Genomic DNA, 17,457 nt, shown 5'->3' with positions numbered 1-17,457 from the left:
TCAACTAACGACCGTTAGGTAGATTATTTCACAGGATAATATGAAAGTCAATAATGACATTTGGTTACTTCACTTTCAATTATTGCCCATCTTGCCTTACAGAAATTGATCAATTCCTCAAACCCCTATGAAGCCCCACCTTCTCATTATCTCCAAATTTCCTTTTTCATCTCGCTTCCAATTTATTGTCACTTGTTTTTATAAATTGACAATAATCACTACAAATATCAAACTGAGACAAATTCACAAAATAAAAAGACCAGAGGGACCGTTTTTTAAACGATCTCCTCTAGTCTTCGGATGTGATTATATGCTAAGTTGAACTACATTAGTTTAACTTGATTTCTTTCCAAGATACGCTTCCATAATACGCGCATCACTTAATAACTCTGTTGCATTACCACTTGCAACCATTTTTCCAGTTTCAAGCACATAACCTTTATCTGAGATTTTCAGAGCTTGTCTCGCATTTTGTTCTACTAACAATACAGTCGTTCCTGATTGATTAATCTCTTTAATGATTTTAAAAATATCGGCAACAACAAGTGGAGCCAATCCCATTGAAGGCTCATCTAATAGCAACAATTTCGGCCTACTCATAATCGCACGAGCAATTGCAAGCATCTGCTGTTGACCACCAGATAATGTTCCCCCAAGCTGCTTTTCTCGTTCCTTCAAAATAGGAAAGCGCTCGAGCATTTTATTTAAATCTGAGTCTATCTCCGTATCCTTCCTATGATAAGCACCCATTTCTAAATTCTCTAGCACTGTCATGCCTGCAAGAATCTGTCTCCCCTCAGGAACGAGGGCAATACCCTTTCTTAAGAGCTGATCAGGGCGTAACCCCGTTACATCTTCACCAAGGAAAGAGATCTTCCCTGCCGAAGGTTTTAATAATCCGGATACACTTTTCATTGTGGTTGATTTCCCAGCGCCATTTGCCCCTAAGATGGTGACAATCGTTCCTTCTTCCACTTCTAGCGATACATCTTTTAACACTTGAATTTTCCCATAACCGGCATGAATACCACTAACTTCAAGCATATTGATCTTCCTCCTCCTTACCGAGATAAGCTTCAATTACTTCTGGGTGGTTCTGTATCTCAATCGGAGTACCTTCTGCTATCTTCTTGCCAAAGTTTAATACAGCTATGCGATCACATAATTTCATCACAAGTGGCATATCATGTTCAATAATTAAAACCGTTATGCCCTTCTGTTGAATCTTCTTAATTAAATCAAACAGGTCGCTTGTTTCAGTCTCATTCATACCAGCTGCCGGTTCATCAAGCAGGAGTACTTTTGGCTCACTAGCAAGTGCACGTGCAATCTCGAGCCGCCTTTGTTGTCCATAGGCGAGATTTTCTGAAGTAACATCAGAAAAAGTAGATAATCCGACAAAGTCTAAAAGTTCTTCTGCTATACCTTTTATTTTTGCTTCTTCTTTCTTTTGTGAAGCTGTACGAAAGACGCTTTTTAACACACCTGAGCGAGTGCGGGAATGCTGCCCGACCATGACATTTTCAAGGGCCGACATTTCAGGGAATAAACGGATATTTTGAAACGTTCGGCATATCCCTTTTTCGGTAATGTTATGTGATTTCATCGTTGTAATATCTTCATCTTTAAAAGTAATTTGTCCTGAAGTTGGTGTAAACATAGACGTAATCAAATTGAACATCGTTGTTTTACCGGCACCATTAGGGCCTATTAAACCAAATATTTCTCCCTCATTTATTGAGAAGGTAACATCAGTCAAAGCACTTAATCCACCAAAATTTTTACATACTTTTGTGATTTCCAGTACCATGCTTCTGCCCCCTTTTTCTACCCTTTTTACTTAAAGCCTTCAATAATGGCACATCGATAAGTCCTTGTGGGCGGACAGCCATCATAATAATGATAATCAGTCCATAAATCATATAACGATACTCGCTAATAAACCTTAGCACCTCAGGCATTAATGTTAAGAAGAATGCTCCGAATATTGGACCCCAAATCACTTCACTACCACCGAACACAACAAAGATTAAAATTTCAACCGCACGATGATAGGCAAAATCGGCAGGGCTAATATAAGCAAGTATATGAGCATACATTGCCCCGGCAAAACCGGCAACAAGTGCACCTTGTGCAAAGGCTAAAACCTTATAATAAGTGATATTGATTCCCATTGATTCCGCAGCTTTTTCATCTAATTTGATAGCAGCAAAAGCTCTTCCCACTCTTGATTGGTGCTGTCTTCTGAAAAACCAAATCACAAAAATGGTAATTAATAACAGAAGGATAAAAATACTTAAAAATATAAATTGATTATTTTGTAATCCAATAGAGCTCGGTTGAAAACCAAATCCTTGTAATGTTTTCAGTATTTCTCTTCCTATATGAGGGATTCCTGATATACCTACTGAGCCATTCGTTACGCTTTCCCAATTGACAAAAATCACACGAATAACTTCTCCAAAACCTAAGGTTACAATGGCTAAATAAACACCCTGAAGCCTTAATGTTGGAATACCAATAAGTACTCCACATAAAGCGGCAACTAATGCACCGATGATAATACCGATGATAATAGGCAACTCAAAATGAATCGTTAATAGTGCTGATGTATAAGCGCCAATTCCCATGAAACCAGCATTCGCCAATGATAACTGTCCTGTTGATAGTGTTATATATACACTGATACCTAAAATAATATTAATTAAAATAAAGCAACCTACTTGTAAATAGTACGGATTAATTAATTCTGCTAGCATCCTGCGTTCACCTTCTTACGTTGAAATTTTCTGGCCAAACAACCCTTGAGGCCGAATGAGAAGAATAATAATAATAGCTAAGAATGCAATAGCATCTCGATAGCCTGAATCTCCGTATACAACGATGAAGGTTTCCGCTAATCCTAAAATGAGGCCACCGAACATGGCTCCTCTCACACTGCCCATTCCGCCAAGAATGATAATCGCTAAACCTTTTAAGCCCATTGATAGACCCATCTGCGGCGTTACTGAGTTAAAAGCCATTCCGACCAATATACCAGCTATTCCACCCATGGCTGAAGCAATGATTACTGTCATCAGGATGGTTTTTTTCGTATCCACACCTAAGAGACTCGCCGTTTCTAGATTTTCTGCCGTGGCTCTTAATGCCTTTCCAGCTCTTGTTTTACCTAACCAAAATGTTAATACGAGCATTAACACGATAGAAATGACGAAAATAACGATTTGTACTAAATAAACGGTGATTGATCCTATTTGAAAACTGATTTCAGCAAAGCTTGTTCTAAATGGATGATTCCCTGCACCAAAAAGATGGTGTGATAAGTTCTCTAAAAGAATAGAAACACCTATTGTACTTATTAGTGGGGCTAGATGTGATACACCTTGTTTATGCCTTAACGGTCTTAAAGCAAACCTCTCTAATAAGTAACCCATAATAGCCGTAATGATGATTGCACCCAGAAAAGCAACCCATAAAGGCGCATTTAATGTCGATGTAATCATTACTCCAATAAATGCTCCAAACATAAAGATCTCGCCATGTGCCATATTGATAATACCTAAAACGCCAAATACTAAAGTAAATCCAAGGGCAACAATTGCATAAATGCTGCCCAATGTTAGTCCATTAATTAATTGTTCTATTAACACGGTGTCTCACCTTCTAACACATTTTTCTTCTTACTTAAATTCAACGAATTTTTCTCCTTCAATAACTAACACCGTAGGGTCCATTAATACATCGCCCTCTTCGTCAAAAGAGAAATTGCCGAGAATTCCTTCAAAATCCTTTGTTTTTGCTAATGCATCTCTTACAGCATCACGATCTGAACTTCCGGCATTTTTAAGTGCATCTGCTAGAATGTATAATGCGTCATAGGCTTGAGCAGCGAATTGATCTGGAACATGACCATGTTCCTCTTCAAATTTCGTCACAAATTCCTGTACCTTTTCATCTTCTTTTTCGCTATACCATGGTGTTGCTACTATCAACCCATTTGAAGACTCACCGGCAATATTGATAACTTCCGGAGAATTGAATCCGTTACCACCAACAAACGGAACATCAATCCCCATTTTCCGTGCTTGGTCCATAATGACTGCCCCTTCGTTATAAAGCGCTGAAGCAAGAATTAAATCGGGATTCAAATTTTTAATCTTCGTTAATTGGGCATTATAATCCGATTGACCTTTTTGGAACGTTTCTGTCGTTAAGACTTCAAGTCCCATTTCTTCAGCTGTTTTCTTCATCGTGTCATAACCAGACTTTGTAAACACATCATCATTCCCGTAAAGAATAGCCACTTTCTTCACATCATATTTGTCTATTGCTTGTTGCATTGATGCAGGAATAGCCAACGCTTCAGGAATAGAATTACGGAAAACATAATCGCCAATCTGAGGGATCCCCTCAGCAGTTGTAGACGTTCCGATAATCGGCACACCACTTAAGTCTGCTTCTGGTCCAACGACATTCATTTCTGTACTAAGTGTCGGACCAATAATTGCTGTTACATTATCTGAGTTAATTAATTTTTGAGCAGCAGTTAAGGCTTGGTCTTGCTTACCTGCTGAATCTTCAAAGATTAGATTGATTTTCACATCACCTTTTGCATTTATTTCTTCCTGAGCTAACTTTAAACCACCTTGTATAGCTTCACCGTATGCAGCACCTGATCCAGTTAAAAAGGAGACCACTCCAACGTCTGCTGAAACCTCTCCTCCTTCAGTACCACTTGATTCTTCATTACCGCCGCCTCCACATGCGGTTAAAAAAAGCACACTTGAAAGCGCTGTAAATCCTACCAATTTTTTCATTAAACCTCTCATTTTCCTTGCCCCCCGAGAAATTAATTCATTTTTCAAAACTATATTACTATTAAAATATAAATATATTGCATTGTAAATAAAATATTTTAAAAATTCAGTACACAAATCCATTAATATACTAAATATTATCTTCTTTTGTCTATATGGGACAAAAGAATGACCATATCATTGTGTTGAAAATATATTGATATAGCTCATATAAAAATATATGATTAATAAGGTGAGCATTTGGGTAGTTACTATAATTGACTTTCTAAAAAAATTTTGAGGGAGAAGCCCTATTTGTACGTCTTTTTTTTATTGTCTTTTCTATATAAATAAATTCCCTCTTTTTTTGGAATGTTAATTATTAAACTAGAAAAAATTGTATTGGAATGTGGAAGGAGAAAAAGAATGGAAACAGGAATTATAATATCTATAGCAATTTATATGCTAGGTATGCTTTATATAGGGTATTACTCCTATAAAAGAACATCTAATTTAAATGATTATATGCTAGGTGGACGAGATTTAGGACCATTAACAACTGCACTTAGTGCCGGAGCCTCAGATATGAGTGGCTGGCTTGTAATGGGTCTTCCTGGTGCTATGTTTGCCACAGGGTTAAGTTCGGGCTGGATTGCTGTAGGATTAACAGTTGGGGCCTTATTAAACTGGATTTATGTGGCACCACGATTACGTGTGTACACAGAAATTGCGAATGACTCTATTACTATTCCAGGATATTTAGAAAATCGTTTTGGCGAAAAAGCCAAAATATTGCGAATGGTTTCCGGTGTTGTTATTTTAGTATTCTTTACATTTTATGTATCATCCGGGATGGTTTCTGGTGGCGTCTTATTTGAAAGTATCTTCGGCCTTAATTACCATACTGGACTCTTAATTATTGCAGGGGTAACAATTGCTTATACTTTATTTGGAGGATTCCTTGCTGTTAGTTTAACTGATTTAGTTCAAGGTTTAATTATGGTTATCGCTTTAGTATTAGTACCAATTGTTGCCTTAACTGAGATTGGTGGCTTAGGTGTCGCTGTTGATACAGCAAAAGAAATTGACCCTGCTCTACTAGATGTCTTTCGCGGAACTTCATTTCTTGGGATCATCTCATTATTAGCATGGGGACTTGGATACTTTGGTCAACCTCATATCATTGTTCGTTTTATGGCTATTAAATCAGTAAAAGACGTGAAAAAGGCAACATGGATGGGTATGATTTGGATGGTATTTTGTATTATTGGTGCCATGTTTATTGGCTTCGTTGGGATTGGTTTCTTCAATAATACTCAATATTCAATCGATGATCCAGAAACAGTATTTATACTATTAGGCGAGATTTTATTCCATCCATTAATTACTGGGTTTATTATTGCAGCGATTTTGGCAGCAATCATGAGTACTGTCTCATCTCAATTATTAGTAACATCAAGCTCTCTTACTGAAGATATTTATAATTCCTTCTTACGTAAATCGGCCACTGATAAAGAGTTGGTATTTATCGGTAGATTGTCAGTTTTAATTATCTCGGTAATTGCTTTATATCTTTCTTGGGAAAAGAATTCTACGATCTTAGATCTTGTCGGTTATGCATGGGCTGGATTTGGTTCTGCATTTGGACCTTTAGTATTACTTAGTTTATATTGGAAGCGTATGACAAGTTGGGGTGCACTAGCTGGTATGATTTTCGGAACTGCGACAGTCATCATTTGGTCAGCAGCAGGTTTATCTGATACCCTTTACGAAATAATTCCAGGATTCCTAATCAGCTTATTAGCTATAATTGTGGTTAGCCTTTTAACGAGCAAACCACCTAAAAAAGTGGAAGAAGATTTCGATGAATATCAACGAGTGATTAAATCTTAATTTCTAGAGAGTGAAAAGTCCTAGGCGAGTTGCCTAGGTCTTTTTTTTTTGCTCTTTTTTATACTATTGGCTTTCATAGGTCTTTTTTAATATAATATGGGGTATGTGACTTGAATGTCCATCGTAAGGAGGATAAAAGCATGGATTTACAATTAGATAGAATAGAATCCTCTACCAATATAGAAGAAATAGCCGAAATGATTAGTATCCAACTTAAAAAACCTGTTGTTATTGAAGATGCACAGTTTTCTTTAATTGCCTATAGTTCTTATTTTACCGAGGATTATGATGAAGTGAATAAGCAAACCATCTTTAATAAACAATGGCCCATCTCAATCTTTGAAAGATTTACAGATGAAGGTATCGTTGATCAGTTAACTAAGCATAAGAAACCTTTTCGTATAAAAGCAATGAAAGATATTTCACTGAATAAACGGGTTGTTGTTTCCGCTATTTATCAAAATGACATTTACGGTTATATATGGATACAAGAAACAGCACCTAAGTTAAAAGAAAAAGAGTTAGCGTTCCTGGATGCCGCTTCTTCTCATATCGCATTCTTGCTTAATCGTGACAAGCTCGCTAAAGATGGTAAGGTTGAAGAAGATCATTATTTTTATGAAAAAGTCATCGAAGACTCATTCCAAACGAAACATCAATTAAAGGTAGAGGCAGCTTCAGCAAAGGTTACATTGCCTAAAGCTTTTATTGTTGCTGTATTTAAGGTGGAAGAAGGCGATGATAAAAACTTTGAAGAAATCATTAATACGGTAAGATTATCTGTCAATAATATGACTCAGTCTGCCTATATTTTCTTCTACCACTTAGAAATGATTGTTTTGCTTGCTAGTCATGATCAACAAGATGTTTCTTTAGAAGAGAATGCAGAACACCTCGTACAGTCAATACGTTTGCAATATGCAGATACATCGTTGGTCGTTGGGATTGGAAATAAGTATTCTTCTATCTATAAATTAAGGCAAAGCTATACAGAGGCTCTTGAGGTTTTACAAACCGCTATGTTTTTTAATAAGGAACAGTCTCTTCCAATCAATTATCGAAAACTAAAAACATTACGCTATTTAGCTATCATTGAACAACATAATAAACAAACCAATTATAGTAATGAAGATTTAGTTATTTTATTGACGAAGGATCAAAATAATCATACGAATTATATTGATACATTAGAAGCTTACCTTCTCAATAACTGTCGTCTCAAGCCTACAGCAGAAGAATTGTTCATTCATGAAAATACGCTAAAGTACCGATTAAAGAAAATACATCAATTAACTACGATTAATTTTGATGACTTTAATACACGATGCCAATTATTTATAGACCTACAATTACTGAGGCGCAAACAATCAATTATAGCCAACCATCAAAACTCAGGATTAAACAATAATAATCCTTTATGAATGGAAAAGAAGAAACCAATCATTGAATGATTGGTTTCTTTATTGTCATTTAAGATTTACTTATGATTACAGAAGCTAGCTTATTAAACTTTCAATAAGTAAGACCAGGCAAATTGTGCATATAGCTCTGCACCCGTTACTAAAGCATCTTCATCTATATTAAACCTACCATGGTGATGTGCCCATTCGGTATCCTTATCCTTATTTCCACTTCCTACAAGCGCAAAGCTGCCTGGTGCGTAATCCAGATAAAAACTGAAATCTTCTCCACCCATTGTTGGTTTTTCATCAAATAGGACATCAGGGCCAAAACAGTCGACTGCCACCTCTTGGACTAACGCAGCACTCTCCTCATGATTAATTACTGCTTGGGTCCCTCTCGTATACTCAACCACTGCCTTGCCACCGTATAGACCAGCAACATGATTTGCATAGTGAGATAATTGCTCCTCTATGTGATCTCTAACTGCAGGTTCAAAACAACGAACGGTTCCCTCAAGTTTAGCATTTTCAGCAATGACATTAAATCTAGTTCCAGACTCAAGCTTTCCTACTGTTACAACTGCTCCTTGCTGTGGATCAATTGTTCTTGAAACAATCGACTGCAAATTCAGCACAAAGGAAGAAGCCATCACTGTTGCATCTATACAATCATGTGGAATTGCACCATGTCCCCCTTGGCCTTGAAAAGCTACATGAAAAATATCAGCAGATGCAAACTGAGGTCCTGCGGTACAAGCAATTTTATTTGTCTCCATTTGGGACCAAATATGAATACCAAACACATGATCAACCTCTGTCATTGCTCCTTGCTCGACCATTGCTAGTGCACCTCTGGCTGCTTCTTCAGCTGGTTGAAAAATAAGACGAACACTTCCACTTAATTCTTCCTTCATACTATTTAAAACATCCGCTGCTACTAATAGCATGGCTGTATGTGCATCATGGCCACAAGCATGCATTTTCCCTTCTACTTGTGATGCGTAAGATAATTCTGTATTTAGCTCTTCTACAGGTAGGGCATCAATATCCGCTCTTAAAGCTACTTTTTTTCCAGGCTTACCGCCAGTAATTTCAGCAACTATACCAGTCGGTTTCATTCTCCGATATGGAACTTGTAAATCTTCCAAGTAGTTAGCAATAAACTCTGTTGTTTTTACTTCTTCCCATGATAATTCCGGCTCACTATGAAGCTTTCTTCTTAATTGAATCACTTCATTCGCTCTCGCAAGTATTGCCTCTTTAATATAGTTGTTCATGTTAGTTCACCTCCGTGAGATGTTTTGCTGCTTCAAATAAAACATATACTGCTTTTTCAATATCTTGATGGTCTGACCATTCTTCTGGGCAGTGGCTTAATCCATCTTTGCTTGGGATAAAGATCATAGCCGCCTTCGTTTGTTCAGCAAATACCATGGCATCATGTCCAGCCCCACTGAAAATAGATTGATAAGATATTTTATAGTTCTCGCAGCCCTTTTCTAATTGCTTCTTCATCTCATCATCTAATATTGTTGGTGACATATATAATTGTTCTGCAATAGAGATAGATATTTTCTCACTTTGTAACTGACGAATAAAAGTTTGTGTTTCCTCTAGTAGAGTTTTCAATTTAGCTTCTTCTGTTGACCGTAAATCAATCGTAAATGTAACCGACCCAGGTATAACATTTGCTCCATTCGGATAGACTGATAGTTTACCAACTGTAACGACAGTCCCCTCTCCGTAAGTTTCAGCAATCTTAGGTAGCTTAGCAATCATATGTGCTGCCATTACAAGCGCATCTGCACGACCATCCATTGGTGTTGTTCCTGCATGACCTGCCTTTCCCTTAATTGTTATCTCCAATTGTGATAAACCCACAATGCCTTCTACGATACCAATTGAGGTCTTCTCATTTTCTAAAATCGGTCCTTGTTCAATATGCAGTTCTAAGTACGCCTTCATCGTATCTCTGTCACGCTTCTTTACGAGGTCTGGGTTCAAACCAATACTCTTCATCGCTTCAACTGTGGAAACTCCTTGTGAATCCGCCAACTCTCTAAATGTCTGGTCTGTAAGCTTACCTGTTATACTTCTAGATCCCATTAACCCGCCACCAAACCTTGACCCTTCTTCTTCTACTAGTGCCACAACTTCCAATGGATACTTAGGTTTAATGCCATTCTCTTGGAATAGTTTTGCCACTTCCAATCCAGCTACCACCCCAGCAGGGCCATCATAATCACCACCATGTGGAACAGAATCAAAATGAGAGCCGATTAAAACGCTTGGTCCATTCACCTCTCCAGCCAATTTACCAAAAATGTTCCCTACACCATCTTCCGATACAGTTAATCCGTAGTCTCTCATGACATCCTTCAAATAGTTTCTTGCTTGTAAATCTTCATTTGAATAAGTAAGTCTCGTTGTACCTTTTCCGGGCGTACTTGTATACTTACCAAGTGTTTTTATATGTTGATCAATTCGAGTTAATACATTACTCAACATTCATCACTCCTTCATTTCGATTGCGAATTTATAAGAATTGGACAAATAGACCTGCTAAAATAACCGAGACGATCGTGACGGTTATAAACCCGCCCACTAACATTGGTGGCAACATATGACTAGTGAGGATATTTCTTTCCTCTTCATCATCTGTTAATGATTTAATTACTTCATTGGTAATAATGTAATCTGCTGGAAATCCGTATAATGCGGTTAAAGATACAGCAAAGGCCATCTCTTTACTTACCTTAAGAATTTTACCGACGATCATTGAGAAAATATACATACCGATTACACCAATGACGATTGTTGCAATTAAAGGATAAATTATTTCTAGCATCATACTTGGTGTTGCTTGCTTTAGTCCATCAAAGATAAATAACATCAATGCCATAATTGCGAAACCAAACCCATTTGCTTTTTGTAACGACTGCTTCTCTAAAAATCCAAAACTTGTAGCAATCACACCAAATAATAAACAGAGGACAAACGGACTAATTGAAACGACCGGGGTTAATACAGTTGACACAAGATAGGCAAAGAAAGCAACTATACCTAGACGGAAAAACTTAAAAAAGTCTGTATTGTACTTCTCAGGTAGCCATTTAAACAACTTTAATTCTACTTCTTCAGTTGTGGCTGCTGTCTCCTCGACAGAATCCTTTATTTTCAATTCCCCTTTACGTACTTGCTGAAGAAGCTTTTTCCCTTCCTTTTTCAAGACAAAGGATGTCAGTGGATAACCAGCAAAACCTTGCATAACGTAAATAACAATGGCAAATACGGATAATGATACAAGTCCCGCTTCGGCAGCTGCGTCTGACATCAATAATGCCGATACTACACCACCAACAAGTGGTGGAATAGCCACTACCATTGTTTGAAAATCGAAAAGTAGTACACCAACTGTAAATAAAATGACAATAATGCCTAAGATTCCAGAAAGAGCAATCACTACCGTTTTCCACTGCTGCTTTAATTCCCGTAAAGAAAGCAATGTACCCATATTAGTAATGAGCAAATACATTAATAATGTTGCTACAGACGATGGGATACCAGCCACTTCAACAATATCCGTAGGGAAGAACGTCCAATATCCAAGGAGAAATAGTGAAGCACATATAAACATGGATGGCACCCATGCCTTTGTTCTGGTAGCTACCACATCCCCAATAAATAAAATTCCAATTACAATTACAAAAGCCATTAGCTGAGACATACATGCCACTCCTTTAAATTCGATTTTGATATTTTACAATAGTATCACGCTCCTTTTTAAATTAAAAGAACATTTTGTCTTTTATTATTATTTTTAATAATCTTTTTATTTGAAAGCGCTTTTATTTCTATAAATTCACTTAAATAGCATATAATTGTTAACTAGTTCATCCCTTCTCTTCAACATAAGTTAAGGTAAACGATTACTGTCAAACTACTAGGCATGGTAAGATTTAAAATTGTTGTACAAAAAAAAGACATACCCTCTGAATTAAAAAGGTATGTCTTTGCATTACGATAATAAACTTTTCGCAGCAACTGCTAGCTCCAATCTTTCTAAGGATTTCATATACGCCAGTTTCACGTTATGATCTTTTACATTCATTTCTTTAAATAGCATTTTTACTATACCCTCATTCTGAAACCAATCTTCTACCTCCGGCTTCTTATGACTAGTATCTTTCCATACATGAACAAGCACAGGACTAAATAACTTTTTCGCACCGCTTTTTAAATGACCATCTGCAATTCTTGGCTTATAGGTTTTTGTCGGTATTCCCTCCTGAACGACGCAATAGACATTCCTCCAGTAATCACTTCTTGACCCTGTATGGGGATGTTGGTTCGCCCACTTCACATAGCTTCGTAGTTGAGAAGGGTTTTCGTATAGAAGTGTGTACAATTTATACCCTAATTCTATTCTCTGATTCAACTTTGTAAATAAATGAACAACTAACCCTTTTAACTGTGATATTCCATACGTCTGATACGGAAAAAGAATATAGTTAAAAGCAAAAACATCTTGTAATTTGAACTCAAGTGTTGAAGTCACTTCTTCTTTAAAAATTGGGTTTTGTACCACTCTTTTTTCTATATAGTTTTGTTCATTAATAATAAGCGCATGTGTAAGGATATGTGATTGCTTTTGCTGCCAAAAAATGGACCATACGGCTTGCATAAATGAAGAAACTCCTAAATGAGAGAGCAAATGAAATAACGGCTTACTTTGTCTGACACTTTCCTCGTATAGCAATAACTGTGGATATGCATCTTGAAAAATCAACCAATTGGCTCGTTCCATAAATTGAAAGAACGCATTCTGTTCTGTCTCACTTAATATCTTTGATAATAAATCCCCCTTTAAATCTGTCATATTCCAACCCGCATTTCTGGAGACGAAATGGGCTAGCAAAGCCCAATGCACTTGGGGGTATTTCAAATAAAACGCGAGATAAGCATTTGTTCTTGTCACATTATTGAGATTACAAGCTGTTGTTTGTTGGTTTATCTTTTCTAGGATCTGTTGTTCGTCAAGATTAAGTTCATTTATTGTGTTCTGCTTGTTTTTCTTTAGTAAGGTCACTAATTCTTTTTTTAGCTTTCTCCTAGTAATAGATGATTTTAAGCTTTTTCTTCGCCATTTATGAATTAAAAATATGGAAAACACCACCATTATGAATGATAATTTTGTCCAATGAATACTCATGTATTAATATTGCTTACATTGTTAGGAAAAGTAACGAAAAGGGTGAATATCATGAAGGTCTCAAATGGAATCAATCATTTAATTACTACTTTAAGAGCTGACCAAACAACTTCGGGTACTTGGGAATATCCTTTTGAATCTAGTATATCCACTGATACGTATATGATTATTTTATTAAGAAGTTTGGAAATTGATGATGAAGAGATGATAAAACAATTGGTTAAAAGGATACTAAGTAAACAAGAGGAAAACGGAGCATGGAAACATTATTACGATGAAAGAGGAGGCAGTCTTTCCTTAACTGTCGAGGCATATCATGCATTGTTGTATTCTGGTTATATCGATAAAAAAGATGATCGAATGAAAAAAGCAAAACGATTCATTTTACAACAAGGTGGCATAGAGGAAACCCATTTCCTAACCAAGCTGATTCTTACCATCACAGGACAGTATGAATGGCCAAAGTTCTTTCCCCTACCAATTGAACTAATGCTCATCCAACCTATCATGCCAATTAATTTCTATAGCATCTCCGTATACGGCAGAGCAAATATAGTTCCCATTATGATTATCGCAGAAAAGAAGTTTCGTTTTCGAACAGCCAGCAGTCCAGATTTATCAGATCTGTTCACTTCGAGAGAGGAAGCAAATTTTAGTTGGTCCCGTTCCTCTGAATGGCGAACCATACACAAAACAATCAAATCAAGTATTAAGAAAATTATAGGCCTACCACAAGAGTTACACCAACTGAGTATGAGCCGTGCAAAACAATATATGATGAATCACCTAGAACCTGACGGGACCTTATTTGGCTATATTAGCTCGACATTTTTAATGGTGTTTGCATTACTTTCATTAGGACATAAAAAAGATGATCCGTTAATTGAGAATGCGGTAAAAGGATTATACGGATTCAAGACAAAAGTAAAGGGTCATACACATATCCAATTCACTACTGCTTCTGTTTGGAATACAAGCTTGCTCAGTTATTCTTTACAAAAAGCTGGATTAACACCAAATGATCCAATGATAAAGAAAGCAACTAATTATTTACTTAGTAGACAACAATATAAATTTGGAGATTGGATCATTCATAATCCCAAGACAAAACCAGGAGCTTGGGGATTTTCTAACATTAACACTTTTCAGCCAGATACTGATGATACCTCAGCCACTCTTCGTGCAATTACAAACTCTGCAAAAATCGATGATAACATAAAAGAGGCTTGGAATTTAGGCGTGAATTGGCTCGTTTCCATGCAAAATGATGATGGCGGTTGGCCAGCTTTTGAAAAGAATACCAATAATAAGTTACTAGCTTTAGTACCAATCCAAGATAGTGAATTTATTCTCACCGATCCAAGCAGTGCCGATTTAACAGGAAGAGCCATGGAGTTTTTAGGCAATTACACACAAATGCCACACCAACATTCTCATTTCGACAAAAGTATTGAATGGCTTAAAACACACCAAGAAAAGAACGGTTCATGGTATGGCAGATGGGGCATTTGCTATATATACGGGACTTGGGCAGCTCTTACGGGATTATCAGCAATTGCATATGATAATAAAAGTGAAATGATCAAGAAGGCTACAAGCTGGCTACGATCCATTCAAAATGCTGATGGAGGTTATGGGGAATCCGCTTTAAGTGATAAACAAAAAAAATATATTCCATTAGGTGATAGTACGCTCACACATACTGCATGGGCCATAGATGCATTAATTTCGGTAAGTCAGAAGCCAGATGAGACAATTAAAAGAGGCATAAAATACCTCCTCACATCTTTGGACAATGACGATTGGAGCGAAGACTACCCAGCAGGGCAAGGCCTCGCTGGTGCGATTTATTTTCATTATCACAGTTACCGTTACATTTTCCCTCTTTTAGCCTTATCACATTATCGTGAGAAATATGGAGAGGAATGAGGAAATCAAAACAAAAAAAGCCTTAGCAATTCTAATGAATATTGTTAAGGCTTATCTACACAATAATTCCTATCCAATCAACTTCCCTGCTACATACGAACTAATTCTTTCATGCTTTTTAACGATGGTGGTCGTAAATCATCAGGAATTGCTGCTTCATATTTCTTTCCAGCAGTCTCTTTAACAAACTCTTCTCTTGCCACATCGATTAAATTTGTATCCGTCAATAAATCAAATAAAGTTAATGCCATTGATTTTGCTGCTAAATGCATCCCCTTCAGTCCAATGGAGGACCCATAAGAAGCTGTAGCTTGCCAAGAATGGGGTTGAACACCAACTGGTGCACAAGTTGTCATGATTTGACCTACAGGTGTAATCCAACTTACATCACCAACATCTGTTGATCCCCCTATACATTGCCCTTTCAAATGTTTGAAATGATTTTTATCCGTTGGTAATAGATCTTCTAGTTCAATACCGAACTGCTTCTTGGACATTTCAACAACTTCGTTATCAACTGTTGCTACCAACTTTTCTGCAAAATTTAATTCATCTTGATTAAATGAAAAAGACACACCTTCCATATTTTTTAACATTACCTTATTAAGTGTGTCATTAGGCAAGACATTGTACGCATATGCCTTCACTTGATGCTCAACTTTTGTTTCAGTCATTAGTGCTGCACCTTGTGCAATTTTCTCTAATCGGTTGAACATACTATCTACTTGTTCTTTCGTAGTTGCACGCAAATAATACCATACACTTGCTTGATCAGGTACGATATTAGGTGCAAGGCCGCCATTAGTAATGACATAATGTATCCTTGAGCCATCTAATACATGCTCTCTCATATAATTTGCTCCAACATTCATTAATTCCACGGCATCTAATGCACTTCTCCCTGCATGCGGAGCTCCAGCAGCATGAGCAGTTATTCCCTTAAATTGATATTCTACCGAAACCATTGCTTGCATTGACATATTGACAACAAAATTCGCTACACCTGGATGCCAAGTTAATGCACAGTCTAAATCATTAAATACTCCTTCTCTTGCCATAAATGTTTTCCCAGAAAGAACTTCTTCTGCAGGACATCCATAATAACGAATCGTTCCATTTATTTCACTCGTTTTCATTGCTTCGCTCATCGCGATAACAGCTTCCACACCAGCGGTTCCTAACAAATTATGTCCACATCCATGTCCAGGTCCACCACTAATAATCTCTTCCCTGTTTGTAGATACCGCTTGTGAAAGTCCTGGTAAGGCATCAAATTCTCCTAATATTCCAATAACAGGCTTCCCGCTTCCATATTCGGCAACGAATGCTGTTTGTGCTCCTCCTACGTTTTCTCGAATGTCAAACCCTGCTTCTTGTAAGACTTGTTTTTGTAAATTCGATGCGTATTCTTCCTCATAAGCAACTTGTGGATGATTCCATATATCTTTTGCCATATCTGAAAAAAATTCTTCTTTATTTTTTATCCAATCTATAAGTTCTTCTTTGATCATTATAAATTCCTCCTTTATAATTACTTTCTTTTCTCTAATGATATACAAATGATGATAGTTAAGATGATACAGATAATTCCTTTAAAAAAAGTGGGAATAGGTATTAGATTTAAAAATAATCCTACTGATAATGCAATACCTCCGTATAACGGCTTCTTAAGGGCAAACTGCGCAAATATACCTCCAAAAATAGCAGGAACAATATATATAAATGTTCCTTGAATCGATTCCGGAATAATTGATACGAGATAAGATCCAGAAACAATAATGAAAATTAATATGGCCATATTCATTAATGATGTTGCTCCTATTGCAAGAGCCGCAACAATTTCACCTTTTTTCGTTCCAGGTTCAGCACCAACAGCATTTTGAGCTGCCGCAGCAGAAGGCAAGCACATATTAGCAATATTTCCTGTTAAAAAGGCTTGATAGGTACCAGATATCCCTAAAGTTGGATAATATGATATTGGCTCCATAAACCAGGCATACCCGATGGCGGCAGCATAAGCTATCAACCCAGTAATAATTGGTTGCCAACCGGGATGTATACCTAATACAAAGGATAGATATAGAGGAAGTGAGATAGTCAATACAATGACCAACCCAATAGTTAGGCGTCCCCAGAAATGTGATTTTTGATGAAAAGTATACATTTCATATGAATGAATCACCTCATTTTTTTTAGCTGCTATATTACTTTCGGAAACCGCCAT

At 36.9% G+C, this 17,457-nt stretch carries 14 protein-coding genes; 3 read left to right on the top strand and 11 right to left on the bottom strand.

What is annotated here, in order from left to right; all coding sequences use genetic code 11:
- Positions 1-333: 333 nt before the first annotated feature.
- Genes U9M49_RS15035 through U9M49_RS15015 form a run of 5 tightly spaced genes read right to left on the bottom strand, consistent with a single transcriptional unit; the run spans position 334 to position 4,829 of the window.
- Positions 334-1,044, bottom strand: coding sequence for an ABC transporter ATP-binding protein (locus U9M49_RS15035; RefSeq protein WP_095370020.1), 711 nt, complete (start codon positions 1,042-1,044; stop codon positions 334-336).
- Positions 1,037-1,810: an ABC transporter ATP-binding protein gene (locus tag U9M49_RS15030; RefSeq protein ID WP_095370021.1), complete on the bottom strand. Its 774-nt coding sequence runs from the start codon at positions 1,808-1,810 to the stop codon at positions 1,037-1,039. Before U9M49_RS15030 ends, U9M49_RS15035 begins: the two co-directional genes overlap by 8 nt.
- Positions 1,782-2,759: a branched-chain amino acid ABC transporter permease gene (locus U9M49_RS15025; RefSeq protein ID WP_095370022.1), complete on the bottom strand. Its 978-nt coding sequence runs from the start codon at positions 2,757-2,759 to the stop codon at positions 1,782-1,784. The genes U9M49_RS15030 and U9M49_RS15025 overlap by 29 nt, the downstream gene beginning before the upstream one ends.
- Before the next feature lie 15 nt (positions 2,760-2,774).
- Positions 2,775-3,650, bottom strand: a complete 876-nt coding sequence (locus U9M49_RS15020) for a branched-chain amino acid ABC transporter permease (protein ID WP_095370023.1) — start codon at positions 3,648-3,650, stop codon at positions 2,775-2,777.
- A gap of 30 nt (positions 3,651-3,680) precedes the next feature.
- Complete coding sequence (locus tag U9M49_RS15015; RefSeq protein ID WP_095370024.1) at positions 3,681-4,829, bottom strand: ABC transporter substrate-binding protein; 1,149 nt, start codon at positions 4,827-4,829, stop codon at positions 3,681-3,683.
- 393 nt (positions 4,830-5,222) lie between these two features.
- On the opposite strand from U9M49_RS15015, the gene putP reads away from it, so the two are divergent.
- Together putP and U9M49_RS15005 are read left to right on the top strand one after the other, a co-directional pair.
- Positions 5,223-6,689, top strand: coding sequence for a sodium/proline symporter PutP (gene putP, locus U9M49_RS15010; RefSeq protein ID WP_095370025.1), 1,467 nt, complete (start codon positions 5,223-5,225; stop codon positions 6,687-6,689).
- Positions 6,690-6,829: 140 nt separating this feature from the next.
- Positions 6,830-8,110 carry a PucR family transcriptional regulator gene (locus U9M49_RS15005; RefSeq protein WP_095370026.1) on the top strand — a complete coding sequence of 427 codons (1,281 nt, stop codon included), beginning with the start codon at positions 6,830-6,832 and terminating at the stop codon, positions 8,108-8,110.
- Between the two features lie 83 nt (positions 8,111-8,193).
- Here the strand turns inward: U9M49_RS15005 and U9M49_RS15000 are convergent, their stop codons facing one another.
- The 4 genes from U9M49_RS15000 to U9M49_RS14985 all read right to left on the bottom strand — a co-directional run bounded on the left by U9M49_RS15000 (position 8,194) and on the right by U9M49_RS14985 (position 13,181).
- Positions 8,194-9,369: an amidohydrolase gene (locus U9M49_RS15000; protein WP_095370027.1), complete on the bottom strand. Its 1,176-nt coding sequence runs from the start codon at positions 9,367-9,369 to the stop codon at positions 8,194-8,196.
- 1 nt (position 9,370) lies between these two features.
- Entirely contained in the window at positions 9,371-10,597 is a 1,227-nt protein-coding gene (locus U9M49_RS14995) for a Zn-dependent hydrolase (protein WP_416337099.1), read from the bottom strand.
- 31 nt (positions 10,598-10,628) lie between these two features.
- A complete protein-coding gene (locus tag U9M49_RS14990; protein WP_095370029.1) occupies positions 10,629-11,819 on the bottom strand; it encodes a hypothetical protein in 1,191 nt (396 codons plus the stop codon).
- Positions 11,820-12,110: 291 nt separating this feature from the next.
- Positions 12,111-13,181, bottom strand: a complete 1,071-nt coding sequence (locus U9M49_RS14985; protein ID WP_322910078.1) for a DUF2515 family protein — start codon at positions 13,179-13,181, stop codon at positions 12,111-12,113.
- Between the two features lie 174 nt (positions 13,182-13,355).
- Here U9M49_RS14985 and shc point away from each other — a divergent pair, with 174 nt between their 5' ends.
- A complete protein-coding gene (shc, locus tag U9M49_RS14980) occupies positions 13,356-15,233 on the top strand; it encodes a squalene--hopene cyclase (RefSeq protein WP_307318010.1) in 1,878 nt (625 codons plus the stop codon).
- Positions 15,234-15,322: 89 nt separating this feature from the next.
- Here shc and U9M49_RS14975 read toward each other — a convergent pair whose 3' ends face one another.
- Both U9M49_RS14975 and U9M49_RS14970 read right to left on the bottom strand, forming a co-directional pair.
- Positions 15,323-16,744, bottom strand: coding sequence for an amidohydrolase (locus U9M49_RS14975; protein WP_095370032.1), 1,422 nt, complete (start codon positions 16,742-16,744; stop codon positions 15,323-15,325).
- A gap of 20 nt (positions 16,745-16,764) precedes the next feature.
- The gene (locus U9M49_RS14970; RefSeq protein WP_322910062.1) at positions 16,765-17,457 is read right to left on the bottom strand and encodes a small-conductance mechanosensitive channel; all 693 of its coding nucleotides are present in this window, start codon (positions 17,455-17,457) and stop codon (positions 16,765-16,767) included.

Origin of the sequence: Cytobacillus sp. OWB-43 (assembly GCF_034651445.1) — a bacterium.
GTDB classification, from domain to species: domain Bacteria; phylum Bacillota; class Bacilli; order Bacillales; family Cytobacillaceae; genus Cytobacillus; species Cytobacillus kochii.
Note: the sequence above shows the minus strand (reverse complement) of the source record. Positions and strands in the feature narration are given on the sequence as shown.